The organism is Novipirellula artificiosorum, from assembly GCF_007860135.1.
GTDB classification, from domain to species: Bacteria; Planctomycetota; Planctomycetia; order Pirellulales; family Pirellulaceae; genus Novipirellula_A; species Novipirellula_A artificiosorum.
In genome coordinates, this window is record NZ_SJPV01000009.1 from 1 (window position 1) to 16110 (window position 16110).

Sequence of the window (16110 nt, forward strand, 5' to 3'; positions counted from 1 at the left end):
GCTGTGTTGGTGATAGTCCAGTCCGACGTGATAGGTTATTTTCGACATTGCTCGTTGCTCCGAGTGAAATCAGGGGAAGTTAGATATCACTTGGTTTTACTCTGCAGCGAGCATTTCATCCCCATCTACCTGAATGTGAAAAGGGGGCGGGTAGCCAACGTGCGAAGCACGCTGCGCTGTTTCTGGTTTTTGGTGCCTGACACTCCTTTCGATCCTGTGCACAAAAGGTACCGGACACTTATTTTTCGCTCCGTCCTTAGCAGGCAAACAGCCTGAATTCCAAATTTAACTGCCACAGGCGAAAGCCTGAACTCCAACGCTACGATACGAGCATGAGTAACATCCAAAAGACCCTCGAGGCGAAGAATAAACGGTTTGGACTTCTTGATCGTGAGGACGGTCTTAAGATCACACTGATCAGTTTGCATGGTTTGATTCGTGCCAAAGATGCCGAGCTTGGACGCGATGCGGACACGGGGGGCCAGATCACCTATGTGTTGGAACTGGCTCGTGAGCTGGCCTCGCAGCCTCATGTGCGCGAAGTCGAATTGTTGACGCGCCAGATCATCGATTCCAAAATCTCGAGCGATTATGCACGGCTTGAGGAACCGCTGAGTGAGAACGCCAAGATCGTCCGTATTCCGTTTGGTCCGAAACGCTACTTGAAGAAGGAGGCGCTTTGGCCCTACATCGAACTCTTTATCGATCAAGCCCTGATGCATTTTCGCCGTACGGGCATTCCGGACATCTTGCACGGCCATTATGCCGACGCCGGGTTGGCAGGGTCTCAATTGTCGCGATTGTTGCACGTTCCGTTTATTTTTACGGGCCATTCGCTCGGTCGAGTCAAGCGGCAACGGTTATCGATTGGCAAGAACAATTTGGAGTCACTCGACCGGCGCTACAAGTTCACGCTGCGAACCGAGGCCGAAGAGATTGCCTTGGAAACGGCGTCGATGGTGGTGACGAGCACGTCGCAAGAAGTCCATCAGCAGTACGAACTCTACGACCATTATGTACCGGAGCGGATGGAAGTGATTCCGCCGGGCGTGGATCTATCGCGGTTTTCCCCGGCGGGTGACGATTGGCAGCGACCGAAGATCGCGGACGCACTGGATCCCTTTCTGCGTGATCCAGACAAGCCGATGGTCTTGACGATGGCGCGGCCGGACGAGCGAAAGAACTTGGCAAAGTTGGTTGAAGTCTACGGCGAAAGCGAGCAGCTTCAGCAGTTAGCGAACTTGGTGCTTGTGATGGGGACGCGCCAGGACATCCGTGAATTGCCCAAGGCTCAACAACGCATCATCAACGATGTGCTGCACCTGATCGACAAGTACGACTTGTACGGAAAAGTTGCCTACCCCAAGATGCACACGCCGAGTGATGTCCCCGACTTGTATCGTTTGGCAGCCAAGGGAAAGGGGGTCTTTATCAACCCCGCGTTGACGGAACCGTTCGGCTTGACACTTTTAGAAGCGGGTGCAACGGGGCTTCCGATTGTGGCGACCAACGATGGTGGGCCTCGTGACATTATCGCCAATTGCGACAATGGGCTACTGATCGATCCGCTCGACAGTGAGATGATCGAAAAGGCGCTGCTGCGAACCTTGACGGAACCGGATCAGTGGCAAGCGTGGTCCTCCGCCGGCATCCACGGGACTCGCGAGCATTACTCTTGGAGCCATCATGCCAAACGGTACCTCCGCGACCTCGACGACATCCTTGAACATGCATCGGTCCCCGCCTTGGTCAGCGCGCCGCGGGCAAGACGATTGCCTGAATTTGATCGCTTGATTGTCACCGATTTGGATAACACCTTGACGGGCGATAATGATGCGCTGGCGGAATTTGCCAGAATCTTGGATGACAACGATCACATCGGTTTTGCGATCGCGACCGGACGTCGGCTCGACAGCGCCTTAGAGTTGATTGGCGAACTCGGCTTGCCTCGACCGGACGTGATCGACACCGACGCAGGAACGCAATTGCACTATGGTGACAAATTGACGCCTGACCGCAGTTGGCAGAAGCAGATTGGGTACGCCTGGAAACCGGCGGAGATTCATGCAGCGCTCGACAACCTGCCCGGCTTCTTTTTGCAGGAAGACCAACATCAATCGGAATTCAAAATCAGCTACGAGATTGATACCGAGATTGCTCCCAGCACGACTCGCATCAAGAAACAGCTGCGCGAGGCGGGTTTACGTGCTAAGGTTATTTTGTCGCTCGGAATGTATTTGGACATCATTCCGGTTCGGGGCGGCAGCGAGATGGCAATCCGGCATTTGATGTGGAAATGGGGTTTTTCGACCGAAAACGTGTTGGTCGCTGGCGACAGCGGCAATGACGCGGGGATGCTACTCGGGCGAACGCTTGGCGTGGTCGTTGGAAACTACAGCCCCGAATTGGATCGACTTCGCAATCATCCGCGGATTTATTTCGCCGAGCAACCTCATGCTCGCGGGATCATCGAAGGCATCAACTACTACCATTTCTTAGACAACATCGTCATTCCCAATGATCAGATCGAACCTTAGTGGACTGCGCGGCGGTAACCTTTCGGCCGACCAACGCGAACGGGTCTACCAGGCGGATCTGACACTCAAGCGACTTGCGCCGCGATTGCAAGTGTTCTGGGAACAGATGTCCGTCGATCCCCAATTGCAGCACGAATTTGAAGTGCGATTGGATGAACATTGGTACGATTTGTTCGGGCTGCTCTACGACCTGTATGGCGCACGCTACGACTTCTTCTACCATCTTGAACAGATTCTGATCACCGCTGCGCTGGCATGGGTCAACCGCCCCGATGACTTGCGAGAACTCGATCAGCATCGCATGAATGACCCCGATTGGTTTGCCTCGCAAAAGATTGTGGGAGGAGCGTTGTATGTTGATTTGTTTAGCGAAAATCTTGGCAAGCTATGTGATTCGATCGACTACTTCAAAGAACTTGGCTTAACCTACTTGCATCTGATGCCGCTGTTTGCGGTCAGACCCGGTGACAATGATGGTGGCTACGCGATCAGCAATTACCGCAGTGTGGATCCGCGTTTGGGGACGATCGACGATTTGCGTACCTTGGCGACTCGGCTTCGCGAAGCGGGAATCGTGTTGGTTTTGGATTTCGTTTTCAATCACACCTCGGACGACCATCAATGGGCCCAATTGGCTCAATCGGGAGATTTGGAATACCAGAATTTCTATTACATCTACCCTGACCGGACGATGCCGGATCAGTATGAACGAACGCTGCGCGAAATCTTTCCGACCGTTCGCCGTGGCAATTTCACATGGCATGACGGAATGCAGCAATGGGTTTGGACGACGTTCAACAACTTTCAATGGGATTTGAACTACACCAACCCAGCGGTGTTTCGTGCGATGGCCGAGGAAATGTTCTTCATTGCCAGCACGGGGGTGGATATCCTACGGCTTGATGCCGTTGCGTTCGTATGGAAGCGGATGGGAACGAATTGCGAGAATTTGCCCGAAGCGCACCAGTTGATTCAAGCGTTCAATCGCTTAGCCAAAATAGCAACCCCCAGTTTGATCTTTAAGTCCGAAGCGATTGTGCATCCGGACGATGTCGTGAAGTACATCAGCCCGCGGGAATGCCAAATCTCGTACAATCCCACGCTGATGGCATTGTTGTGGGAATCGCTTGCGACACGCAACGTCACGCTGCTGTCGCGATCACTCAGTCATCGTCATTCCTTGCCGCCCCATACGTCATGGGTGAATTACCTTCGTTGTCACGACGACATCGGATGGACGTTTGATGATGCGGACGCAGCGGCATTGGGGATCAACGCCTACGATCATCGTCAATTCTTGAATCGGTTTTATACGGGCCAATACGAAGGATCGTTTGCGCGTGGCGTTCCCTTTCAAGAGAATGCAGCGACGGGCGATATGCGGATCGCGGGAACGTTGGCTTCGTTGGCCGGATTGGAGTTGGCGATTGAACAAGGTGACGAGGAAGAGAAGGAACTCTCGATTCGACGGATGCTGTTGTTGCAAGGCATTGCCCTAAGCATCGGCGGGATTCCGCTGTTGTACCTTGGTGAAGAATGGGGCATGTTGAATGACTATGACTTTGTCAAAGACCCCGCCAAGGCGGGTGACACGCGTTGGATCCATCGGCCAAAGATGAAGTGGGAGTTTTTGCAGGAACTTGATGACACCATTGGACCGGGTGGCGGATCGATTCGCCGACGGATCTTTCGTTCCCTGCAAAACTTAATTGCTGTTCGCAAAAACCAGCAAGCACTTTCAGGTCAAAAGATGGATTTGGTGCATACGGGCAATCCGCACTTGTTAAGCTTCGTCCGAATTTTCGAAAGCTACCGACTGATTGTGTTGGCGAATTTTTCAGATCAGCCGCAATCGGTGGACGGCAATCGATTGCGGACGGTTGGACTCGGGCGATTTTTTAAGGACGTGTTGACGGGCCAGGAATTCGGCACCAGCGAAGATATCGAATTGAGCGCCTACGAATTCTTGTGGCTGCTACGGATTTGATCTCATGATGTTGAAAGTACTTGCGACCGACCTCGACGGGACCTTGATTCCGCTTGACGGAAATCCCGACAATCCGCCCGACCTGAAACGGCTCGAGCAGTTTCTTGCCCAGCATCACCTCGAACTGTTGTTTGTGACCGGTCGGCATTTCCAATCGGTTCAAGACGCGATCGGACAACATGGATTGCCCCAGCCGGATTGGATGATTTGCGATGTCGGGACCACGTTGATGCACCGAGAAGATGGCCAGCCCCTGAAGGTCGTCCAGGCTTACCATGACCAGCTTGCTGGGCGAATCGAGTCGTTACCGATCGCAGAGTTGTCCGATCGGTTGAAGGGCGTCGCCGGGCTCCGCAAACAGGAACTCGAAAAACAGGGCCCGTTCAAGCTCAGCTATTACACCGATGCCGCTCGAATCGAAGCCATCGCCGAGGAAATTCAGTTGCGATTGGAAGCCTGGTCGGCGCCCTATTCCATCATTTCAAGCGTTGATCCTTTCAACAACGATGGATTGGTCGATCTCTTGCCATCCGGCGTATCGAAGGCCTTCGCGCTTTCCTGGTGGGCCGATCACACTCAGATCACTCACGATGCGATCCTCTTCGCCGGGGACTCAGGCAATGATTTAGCGGCGTTGACAGCTGGCTATCGAACGATCGTGGTTAGCAACGCCGCGGATGCGTTGATTCGCCAAGTGAGCGAATCGCACCGGATCGCCGATTGGGATGCCCGACTGTTCGTCGCGACGAAACAAGCCACCAGCGGCGTGCTGGAAGGGCTTCGTCACTTTGTGCGTTAGGCTGGGCTGCTGTCCGCATTTTCGCTTACCGGCGGTGAGTTGACACGCGCCCCGGCTACCCTCTTTGACCACCTGGGCCGTGCGAAAAACAACTTGGGTATCGGAGAAGTGGCGTAAGCTCTCAGCTAGCGATATTGGTAACGCAAGCTGGAAACTCTCGCTACTTATCTACTCACGTCCCTCGCGAACTCTCCCTCGCTGCGCTCGACCCCTCCCGCTGCGCAGGGCACACCACCCCTCTCCCTCGCTGCGCTCGACCTCTCCCAAAGGGCGAGGTACACCACCGTTCTCCCAAATGGAGAGGCAAACCACCCCTCTCCCTCGCTGCGCTCGACCTCTCCCAAAGGGCGAGGTACACCACCGTTCTCCCCAAATGGAGAGGCAAGCCACCCCTCCCGCGAGCGGGAGGGGTCGAGCGAAGCGAGGGGGAGGGCCCAGAACGCGTGGCCAACTTTTCGATACGTCTTAACACCGATTCGTCAGGCCACTCAGTCCATTCGCAAGCATCCTTGTGACACGCAGATCGAGTCATCCCGCTCGGTGTTAGCAAGGCAGTTTCGCAACTTATATATCGAACGTCCCCACCGCACCTAGCGCATCACTCGTACGTTAGTCCAAATCCGAACGGGTACAGCGGTGCTGCGTCATCGTCGTCCAAGTTCAGGGGAAGCTGAGCGACGCTTTTCGGCCATGAGAAAGAGAGCTTTCCGGTCGGTTTGAAGTCACCGAACAAAACATCTGCAACGCCTTGACCTTCCGAACCTGGCAACCATGCGGCGATCAGTGCCGTTGAGGAATCCAGCATGTCGCCAAGGATAACCGGGCGTCCGCTCAACAAGACAACGACCAACGGGATGTTGGCTTCTTTCATGTTTGCCAGCGTCTGCAATTGTTCGGCATCCAGGCTCAATTCGATGCTGTCGCCCATGAATTCGGCGTACGGTTTCTCTCCAATCACGACGACGCCGACATCTGCGTTCTCAGCACCGCTGCCGTCTGCGGAATAGGTGACGTGGGTGTCTTGCGAAACGGTTTGCTTGATGGCATCAAGCAGGGTGGTCCCGCCGGGGACGTGATTCCCCATGGACCCTTGCCAATCGGTGGTCCATCCGCCGCATTGCATGCCAAGGTCGTTCCCGCCGACGCCAGCAACATGAATTCGCTGGGTCGATTTCGAGAGGGGCAAGATACCATGATCATTCTTCAGCAGCACCAGCGATTCGCGGACGGCTTGTCGAGCAACGGCACGATGCGGGTCGGATCCAACGGTGTCGTGCAGCGTACGATCGGCGAGTGGCGAACGATCCTTGTCCATCAAACCCATCGCGTATTTGACTCTTAAAATTCGAATGACGGCATCGTCGATCCGCGACAGGGGGACCCTGCCCTCGCGAACCAATTCGGGCAACATTCGGCAATAGTCTTGGTATTTGTCCGTTAACATCACCATGTCGATACCAGCATTGATGGCCAGTTCGATGCACGTTTTGTAGTCAGGGTTCTTTGGATCTGGAGCCAATTGGTCGATCGCGTTGTAGTCCGAGATCAGAAATCCGTTGAACCCGAGTTCGGTTTTCAATAAATCCGTCAACAGGTCTTTCCGGCCTGTGCATTTCTGTCCGTTCCAGCTGCTGTAAGACGGCATCACGGTTGCGACACCTTCACGCAGCGTAGTGAGGTAGCCAGGCAAGTGGACTCGTCGAAGCGTTTCTTCATCACATCGCGTATCGCCTTGGTCCATCCCAAGTTTGCCGTCTCGCTCGGCGCTTCGGTAAGCGGTGCCGCCATCGCCGATGAAGTGCTTCGCACAGGCGGCAACCGACAACGGATCGGAGAGCGATCCACCCTGCAGCCCTCGCGTCGAAGCTGCCCCTAACACTTTAACCACATCGGGGCTTTCCGAGAAACCCTCGTAGGTACGCCCCCATCGTTCATCGCGTGGCACGGCAACACAGGGAGCAAAGTCCCAATTGATGCCCGTTGCACGAACCTCCTTGGCGGTCACGCGGGAAATCTGCTCGACCAGTTGCGAGTTCCGTGTGCATCCCAAGCCGATGTTGTGGGGAAAGATCACGGCACCGGGGATGTTGTTATGACCGTGTACTGCATCGACGCCGTAAAGCAGTGGAATGCCCAACCGAGTTTTCAACGCTTCACGCTGGTAGCCATCGACCATATCGGTCCATCCCTCGAGCGTGTACTTTGCCTTGTCTTTCGGGCCTGACCCGCCACCGCTCAGTAGCGAACCGAGGAAATACTTGCCGATGTCCGAAGGCTCTTTCAAGAACGCCTGGTCCGGTTGGCACATTTGCCCCACCTTCTCCTCCAGCGTCATTTCCGACACGACCTTCTTTGCTTGCACATCGAACGCCAGAAACAGCTCTTGTCCTTCGTCAGCCGTGGCGATGGACGCGAGCGGGATCGAGACAAAAAAAATAGCCGCAGCGAATTGGCGGAGAGTCAAATGGTTGCTCATCGAGTAGCCTTATGGGGGAGGGTGAAGACGGGCCGTAAGAAGCATTTTAGGCTTTGAGCTGCGAGGATGTCCATCAGCCCGGAGGGTTCGTATCCCAAAGCATTTGTTTTTCAGCGATACACAAGTGGTTCTGTCGATACGCTGGAGTCGTCGCCTTTAGACGCTGGAGTCGTCGCCTTTAGGCGATTGCGATTGGGGCTGCTTGCTTTGTCGGGCGGCTAAAGCCTGAACTCCAAACGACGTGCGCTGCGCCCGCACCCCTGGCACCCCTGCCTTCAAAAAATCGCTATTGCATCGGATTTGGGACACGCACTACGCTGCGCGGTGTTTTCTGAAATTCCGTTCCCCCCGAGTAGATGAAATTGCCATGGATGGCTCCCCAAAAACGTGCTGGCGATCGACCCGGTATCTATCCGCTGCCTTACTTTTTGCCTTGCTGGGTTTACCCAATGGCATCGCCAGCGGCGACGAAGCCCAGTGGATTTGGTCGACAAACACCACCGTCGACACTGCCATTCCGGTGGGTGAAAACTGCTTTTTCCGCAAGCCGATCAACCTGAAAGTTCGGGCACAGGGCCATATCGAAATTGCGGCCGACGACGAATATGAGCTTTTCGTTAACGGTCGACGAATCGGAGAAGGGAAATCGTCTCGTCAAATGGATGAGTACGAGATTACCGATCAATTGGAGGTTGGCCGCAATGTGGTTGCGATTCGCGTTGCCAACACGCATGGCGCTCAATCGGCATTGGCGGCTCGTGTTTCAGTGCTGCCCGAGGGCTCCGATCAGTGGTACACGTTCAGTACCGACCCGTCGTGGAAGACCAGCAGCGAAGAGGATTCGATGTGGGAAACGACGCTCTACAACGATCGGCTTTGGGGAACCGCTTCGTCGTTCGGCAAGCTCGGTGACACGTCGCCTTGGGATCACGACGAGGACGTTGAAGTTGCCGCCCAAACCGATCAGCGCGAGCGGTTCCAGATACAACGCGGTTTCGGTGTGCAACGCGTTCTGAAGGACGAAGAAGTTGGCTCGGTGATCGCGATGACGTTCAACGAATTCGGCCACTTGATTGTTTCGAAAGAAAACGGCCCGCTGCTGCTTGTGTTTGATCGCGACGAAGATGGTATCCCCGAACAGGTGCGAACGTATTGCGACAAGGTCAAGTCCTGCCAAGGCATTTTGGCGTTGAACGGCGATGTCTTCGTCACCGGCGAAGGTCCCGATGGAGTTGCGTTGTACAAATTGACCGATGCCGACCGAAACGGGACGCTGGAAAAGATCAAGACGATCGTTCGGTTCAAAGGGACAAGCAAAGAGTACGGGCCTCACGGTCTGACGCTTGGACCCGATGGGATGATCTACGTCACGCTCGGCAACCAAGTTCAAGTCTTGGGCAAGACCGGGGCTGGCGAGACGCTTCGCGACTACTACGAAGGTGACTTACTACAACGATACGAGGACCCAAGTGGTCAATCCGCGGGCGTCAAAGCTCCGGGCGGAACGATCATCCGTACGACAACCGACGGATCGGTTGTCGAACGAGTCGCGGGGGGACTTCGCAATGCTTACGACATGGTGTTTCATCCCTCGGGCCGTCTATTTGTCCACGACTCGGATATGGAATCCGACGCCGGCACGCCTTGGTATCGACCGACGGCACTGTTGGATGTGACCGAGGGCGCGGAATTTGGATGGCGTAGTGGATGGGCGAAATGGCCAGAACACTACATGGATCGATTGCCGAATCTACTCGATACGGGGCGAGCGAGTCCGACAGGGGCCACTTGTTACGAACACTATATGTTCCCGGTCCGCTACCAAAACACGATGTTCTTCGCGGATTGGGCCGGCGGACGTATCTTGAATGTGCGGTTGAAAGAACGCAGCGCAGGCTACATCGCCGATAGCGAGGTGTTTTTGAAGGGGCAACCCCTGAACGTGACCGACTTGGAAGTCGGACCGGACGGGGCGTTGTACTTTGCGACGGGCGGACGTGGCACCTCGGGCGGCGTCTATCGAGTCGTTTACAAGGGAGAAATTCCTGATCGCATGAAGAATCTGGGGACGGGTATTGCTGCGGCGGTGCGCCAGCCTCAACTGAATTCGGCCTGGACCCGGCAAGCGTTGGCGTCCATCAAGCGAGAACTTGGCAACGAGTGGGCTTCACTCGTCGCTGGCGTTGCCTACAGTGAGGACAATCCATCAAACTACCGTGTCCGGGCGCTCGATTTGATGGAATTGTACGGTCCGGTGCCGAGCGAAGAGCTGATCATCGAGCTGAGTCGTGCACCGAGTGAAGCGGTTCGCGCCCGAGCCGCCACCGCAATGGGGCTGCACCCCGGTAAGCATACCGCACAACGGCTGACGGAACTGTTGGTGGACCCGAGCGCTCAAGTGCAACGTTCGGCGTGTGAGGCGATGTTGCGCAGCGACAAGCTGCCGGAAACCGTGGATCCCGTTCTCGAGTTGCTGGCGTCCGAAGACAGGACCTTGGCCTTTGTCGCTCGACGAGTCCTCGAACGAATGCACTTGCACCTTTGGCGTGAAGAGGTGTTGGCGTCCACCGACACGCGGATCGCATTACAAGGGATGTTGGCGTTGATGAATTCGGATCCGACCGAGGCCAACGCGCTTCGCGTGGTTGCGAAGATCAGCGATATGATGACCGACTTTCTCAGCGATGCGGACTTCGTTGACACGCTGCGTGTGTGTCAGGTGGCACTCGACCGTGGTAAGGTCAAGCCAGAAAAGTTGACGGCGCTGAGAGATCAAATCGCCGAGGAGTTTCCTGCTGGTGAAAATCGGATGAACCATGAGTTGATCCGCCTAGCCGCCTACTTGCAAGCAAACCAGGTTGCGGATCGGGCGCTTGACTTTATTGAATCCGACGCGCCGTTGGCGGACCGTTCCCTGGTCGCAATGTGTTTGCAGTTCTTCGCAAACAATTGGAGTGCTGAGCAGCGATTCCGAATCTTAAAGTACTACGAAAACACGGCGACCGCGTCGACTCAAGGCTCCCTGTCGATGTACTTGGTTGACGTCACCAAGGATTTCGCGAAGTCGCTTTCGGATGAAGACGTTCACGCGATCTTGGAACAAGGCTCGGTTTGGCGAAACGCAGCGCTGGCGGCAATCTACAAATTGCCCCGTCCCGTCGATGCCGAGACGGCCAACCTGCTGATCGAATTGGACAAGAAATTGGTTGATGATCCTCAACGTGGCGATGTGGAGCGTCGGCTGCGAACGGGCATCACGGCCATGTTATCGACCTCGAAAGAGCCTGCCTCGGGCGAATACTTGCGGGCGACTTGGCGCAGCGAGCCGGAACGAAGGGCGATCATTGCCATGGCCTTGGCTCAAGCTCCCGAAGGTGACAACTGGGACTACTTGGTCCGTAGTTTGAACATCTTGGAAGGGGATGCTGCGTCGGAAGTGGTCGGAGCGCTTCAGGGCGTAGCGATCGCAACGGACGACCCGATGGCGATCCGCCAACTCATTTTGCTGGGCGTGCGTGCTCAATCGAGTGGGAAGCCGTTTGAGGATGTCGAACAACTTCTTGAGCATTGGACGGGGATGCAACGTCCCGAAGGGGCGAAGTTGTCCATGGCACCGTGGCAGAAATGGTATGCCAAAACTTACCCAGATCGTCCCGACGCGGTGTTGCCCAAGTCCGACGAATCGCGATGGGATCTGGAGCAACTGGTTCAGTATCTCGAAGGCGATCGAGGGCGAGTGGGGAATCCCGATCTTGGACACCACGTGTTTGCGAAAGCTCGTTGTGAACAGTGTCACCGCAGCGGTGTGGATGGTCAATCAGTGGGTCCCGATTTGACATCCATCGCTCGCCACTTCAGCAAACGCGAGATCGTCGAATCCATTCTCTACCCAGGTCACTTGGTCAACGAGAAGTTTAGCAGCAAGAAGGTGATGATGCTTGATGGCAACACCTACGTCGGCTTGGTGACCACCGAGAGCGACGGTTCGGTGCGGGTCCGTGACAGCAGCAATCGCATCGCGCGGGCGGAAGAACGCCAAATTGACCAGATTTTGCCGAGCAGTTCGAGTATCATGCCGAGCGGCTTGTTGGACGATTTGAGCATGCAAGAGATTAGTGATTTGATGAGCTATCTCGGCGTGGTTCAGCCGGTCGAGGTTGCATCGCGACCCGAGTAGGGGCGTTGGCGATCGATACAGCAAACGCCTGAGAGAGCACATTCCCCTTCCTTCGCCGACCTGCCACAATGGGGGCGGGTCGAGTCCGGTGTCGTGGGAACAGGAAGGTGTCCGGTTTGCTGAAGTCCGAATTGTTGATGCCGGCGGGTTCGCTGGAAAGACTTAAAGTTGCCGTGCTCTACGGCGCCGATGCGGTCTACTTGGGGACTCCGGATATGAGTCTGCGGACCAAATCCGATTTTGGGCTCGAAGAGGTCCTCGAGGGCGTTCGTTTTGCACACCAGCACAACGTTCGGGTCTATCTGACGTTGAACCTGTTTGCACACAACAAGGATGTCGAAAAGCTCGATGCGTTTGTGGACACGGTGCGGAAGGTTCAGCCCGATGGATTGATCATCGCGGATCCGGGCGTGTTTCAGTACGTACGAGACCGAGCTCCCGAGATCCCTCTACACGTGTCGACGCAGGCGAATGTTTGTTCGTCACTGGGTGTTCGTTTTTGGCACTCGCAAGGTGCCCAGCTTGTTGTTTTGGCGAGAGAAGTTTCCTTTGAGGAACTCTCGGAGATTCGACAAGATTGCCCCGAAGTCAAGCTCGAGGCGTTCGTTCACGGTGCGATGTGCATGACGTATTCGGGGCGATGCTTGCTGTCCAACTTCATGTGCGAGCGTGGGGCGAACCAAGGGAATTGCGCCAACAGTTGTCGTTGGAATTACAAGCTGCACCTGAAATTGAAAGACGGAACCATCAAGGATCTGGTGATCGATGATTCGAACCGCGAGATGTTCGAATTCTTGCTCGAAGAAGGGGTTCGACCGGGTGAGTTGATGCCGATTGTCGAGGATGAGCGAGGTTCCTACATCCTCAATAGCAAAGATCTCTGTCTGCTGCCGAAGTTGGATCAGTATTTGAAGCTAGGCATTGATTCGTTGAAGGTCGAAGGACGTAACAAGAGCATGTACTACGTTGCGGTGGTCGCGCGCGCCTATCGGATGGCGATCGATGCGTGGCAGCGAGATCCCGACCATTGGAGTCCCGATCCCTTCATGGCGGAATTGGAACGCGTCCCCAGTCGCGGATACACCTTGGCGTTCCATCACGGCCGGCTCACGAATCTCGCACACGGCTATCAACACACCGGGCAAGTCGCGGATGCGGAGTTCGCGGGATACGTCGTGGACCAACAAGAGGATGCGTTGATTATCGATGTCCGCAATCGCTTGGATGCAGGCGACGTGTTGGAGTTCGTACCACCCAGGTCGGAAGTGCCGGTTCGATTGCGTTTGTATGCGTTTGAAATTGTCGGGCGCCAGCAAACGCAAGAGGTCGTCCATGCCGGCCAAGGTTTACGATTGCGGGTCCCGTTGACTCGATTTGATCACGAGGATCGATCGACCCTTCGACAGCGATTGCCGGTGCTTACGGTCATTCGCAAGGAGAAGCCGCTGACCGAGGCAGAGCACGCGCGAGTGAAGTTGGACCGCGACGCGCGACGATTGGAAGCGGCAGAGCGGACCGATGGGAAGGATTCCGCCGAGCAAGACCGTTCACGCTACGCGTTGCACCAAATCCAGCTGCGGTCCGCGTTGGCAAAACAGGCGGAACGAGCCGAGCCGAAGTTTATTCGGCAGGGAAACCCGGGTTGTTGTGGTAAGGGCTGCAACGGATGCTTGGTGTTTTGGCACGATCCGGCGTATGCCAAGGGGCGAGAGTTGATGCAGCAGCAAAAGTTCGGCGAGCGTTTAAAGACAAAGGCGATTCGGCTCGGGGATTCGGAGCGGGGCTAGTGCGTTGTCCAGATAAAAAATTAGGATGAGACCGGACGGCTCGCGCCGTTCCGCTACAAGTTTTAGCGGTATTGGGCGCGAGCCCTCCGGTCCCTCGAACCCTAATGTTTTTGCTCCTCGGACGAATAAGTGGGTGAAAACCACCGAGAATTTGGCACTCGGGATCGGTGATTTGGAGTGCCTTTGCCGGTGCTCAAACACTCGCTCGGCGCTCCGCGGAAGGGGCTCATCCATACCATTTGGCTCTCCCACGCAATGGGTGGGTAGCTTTTTGCCATCTTCATTCCGATCCCCCGGTTTTTTAAGGCATTTCAGGGCAGAAAGAAGGTGTTCAGCGTCATTCCATCTCGAAGCCCAAAAAGAAACCCCGGAAAGACACGCTCGTTCGACCCTTTCCCAGCGAGAAACTCTGGCTCATCCGGCGGAAGCGTGCGCAGGAGGTTTTCGAGGCATCTCTCCGGTGTCCAATCATTGCTGGTAGCAGCTATTTTCACTTGTTTTATCGTGCAGTTTCCGGGAGAAACGGAGTGGAGCTCTGCAGAGGTGCAACTTGACAAGGGATATCCCGGTCGACGGTGCGCCAAGGGTGCTACCGGTTCCCTGCGGACGACCGTCCGTCGGGGACTCTTTTCTAAGACATCATTGGACACCGGAGCCATACCTCCAAAAAAACCTCGAGTCTGGGTTCCGCGCGCTTCCGTCGGATGAGCCGAAACTCTCCCCTTCCTGGCCCAGTTATCTCTCGGTAGGTTGCTCCGCAGCAGAGCCTGCCTCCCGTTTGACTGGGCAATCCTCAATAGGAAGGAGAACAGACATCCAATAGTTTGCAGTGACATGTGGCAGGCGTACTTGAAAGTGATTGCCAAGAAGGTCCCTCACGCGATTCGTATCCTGGACCGTTTTCACGTCATGCATCGGCAGGCGTGAAGAATCCGGGCTCGGTGCCAAACTGCTCGTTCATTGAGAGGCAATGGGATCAGCGGGCTTTGTATCGCACCGAATCAACAAGGCACCCTCGTCGTGCAATCGCTCGACGTTCTTTTCGAAGGTTGTGAACCAAGTCATCTTCTGCGCAGTTTGTTGCCACTGGATGTTGGCGACCTGCATGGAGGATTCGACCACAGCAAGGCGATTCTTGGCTTGTTTGAATGCAGTCAAGGGTTTGGGGCCTGGGCCCGTTAAAAATGCTTGCAGCTTGTTGCGTTCGATGCTCAGCGTGTTCAGATTTCGGCTCAACTGGTTGGCTTGTTTGTTCAAATAGAGCTGGCGGCTTTCCAGCCGGCTTAACGAAAACTGTTCCCGGGTCCCGCCGACGGCCTCGCAGGACCATTCCCCGCTGACGAAGAGCGATTCGGGGTCGTCGCTTTTTTCGAGTTGCAATTCCAACACCATTCCAATCGCTTCATCCAAGGTGATTCGCGTAACTTGATCGAACGATAGCTCGCCCGAAGTCGGAAACAACTGGATGGTGCTGGGACCATTCTTGATCGAGTCGACGTAGAATTTTCCGTTTGGGTTCACGTTGGGAACCGGGACAAGCCATTTGGAGGTTTGCAGACTGATTGCTAACGAAACAAGCTCTCCTGGCGAGTCGGATTCGGAAGACGGCGATTTCGGCTTTGCACCGATAAACGAATCAACGTCGAACCGTTCCTGGGCGGGGCGGTTGGCTTCGTTTTGCTGGGGGGGGTGCGCTGCGGTGCTCGAATCGATCCCTTCCGTTTTTTCCACAAAAGGCTGCGGCGGATCCAAGTTCTTTCCACCCCACAGGGGACGGGTCGGTGTTGCGGGAACCGATGGCGGCGCAAGGGTCACTGCGGGTTGGGTGTTAAGACGGGAAAGGGCAGGCGGTGAGGCATGAGTCTCGACGGCGGGCGGGAGCGGAACGGCAACCTTTTGAGGCTCCCTGCCAATGTACTTCGCAATCAATTCTGGATTCCGATAGATCAGCAGGGCTGGAATCGCCAAAATCAGTGGCGGCAAAGCGACTTGGAGCACCGTCCCAAGTGGGCTTGGTTGGCGTTTTTTCGATGGCTTTCGCGACTGGACCTGCGCGGGATTGACGAGTGGGGGACTGCTGCTGGGCGGCATGGAATCCGATCTATGAAGTCGATCGACCATCGAATCCGTCATCGCCTACGAGTGCAAGGAAGGTAGAATCCAAAAAACAAGGTGAGAGAGCGTTCTCTTACTCGCTCACTGCATCCATCCCTAAGAACCTATCCGAAAACGGTCTGACCCTCTCTTGGTCTGAGCGTATGGATAGCGATTCCATTGGAAAACAACGAGTTTTTGAGCAATCGAAACGTCGGTCGACAAAGGGTCAGACCCCTTTCCGGATAGTTTC

At 55.5% G+C, this 16110-nt stretch carries 8 protein-coding genes; 6 read left to right on the top strand and 2 right to left on the bottom strand.

The window, feature by feature from the left end; all coding sequences use genetic code 11:
• Nucleotides 1-332: 332 nt before the first annotated feature.
• The 3 genes from Poly41_RS22085 to Poly41_RS22095 are packed head-to-tail and all read left to right on the top strand — an operon-like array spanning nucleotide 333 to nucleotide 5323.
• The gene (locus Poly41_RS22085) at nucleotides 333-2537 is read left to right on the top strand and encodes an HAD-IIB family hydrolase (protein WP_146528992.1); all 2205 of its coding nucleotides are present in this window, start codon (nucleotides 333-335) and stop codon (nucleotides 2535-2537) included.
• Nucleotides 2518-4524, top strand: a complete 2007-nt coding sequence (locus tag Poly41_RS22090; RefSeq protein WP_146528994.1) for an alpha-amylase family glycosyl hydrolase — start codon at nucleotides 2518-2520, stop codon at nucleotides 4522-4524. The genes Poly41_RS22085 and Poly41_RS22090 overlap by 20 nt, the downstream gene beginning before the upstream one ends.
• A 4-nt stretch (nucleotides 4525-4528) precedes the next feature.
• Entirely contained in the window at nucleotides 4529-5323 is a 795-nt protein-coding gene (locus Poly41_RS22095) for an HAD-IIB family hydrolase (protein ID WP_146528996.1), read from the top strand.
• 598 nt (nucleotides 5324-5921) lie between these two features.
• Here Poly41_RS22095 and Poly41_RS22100 read toward each other — a convergent pair.
• Nucleotides 5922-7799 carry a glycoside hydrolase family 3 protein gene (locus Poly41_RS22100; protein ID WP_146528997.1) on the bottom strand — a complete coding sequence of 626 codons (1878 nt, stop codon included), beginning with the start codon at nucleotides 7797-7799 and terminating at the stop codon, nucleotides 5922-5924.
• 844 nt (nucleotides 7800-8643) lie between these two features.
• Here Poly41_RS22100 and Poly41_RS22105 point away from each other — a divergent pair.
• The 3 genes from Poly41_RS22105 to Poly41_RS35750 all read left to right on the top strand — a co-directional run bounded on the left by Poly41_RS22105 (nucleotide 8644) and on the right by Poly41_RS35750 (nucleotide 14690).
• Complete coding sequence (locus Poly41_RS22105; RefSeq protein ID WP_456237825.1) at nucleotides 8644-11976, top strand: DUF7133 domain-containing protein; 3333 nt, start codon at nucleotides 8644-8646, stop codon at nucleotides 11974-11976.
• Between the two features lie 107 nt (nucleotides 11977-12083).
• Nucleotides 12084-13763 carry a U32 family peptidase gene (locus tag Poly41_RS22110; RefSeq protein WP_197231518.1) on the top strand — a complete coding sequence of 560 codons (1680 nt, stop codon included), beginning with the start codon at nucleotides 12084-12086 and terminating at the stop codon, nucleotides 13761-13763.
• A gap of 750 nt (nucleotides 13764-14513) precedes the next feature.
• Complete coding sequence (locus tag Poly41_RS35750) at nucleotides 14514-14690, top strand: transposase (RefSeq protein WP_390621469.1); 177 nt, start codon at nucleotides 14514-14516, stop codon at nucleotides 14688-14690.
• 30 nt (nucleotides 14691-14720) lie between these two features.
• Here Poly41_RS35750 and Poly41_RS22120 read toward each other — a convergent pair whose 3' ends face one another.
• A complete protein-coding gene (locus tag Poly41_RS22120; protein WP_146529003.1) occupies nucleotides 14721-15761 on the bottom strand; it encodes a hypothetical protein in 1041 nt (346 codons plus the stop codon).
• Between the last annotated feature and the right edge of the window lie 349 nt (nucleotides 15762-16110).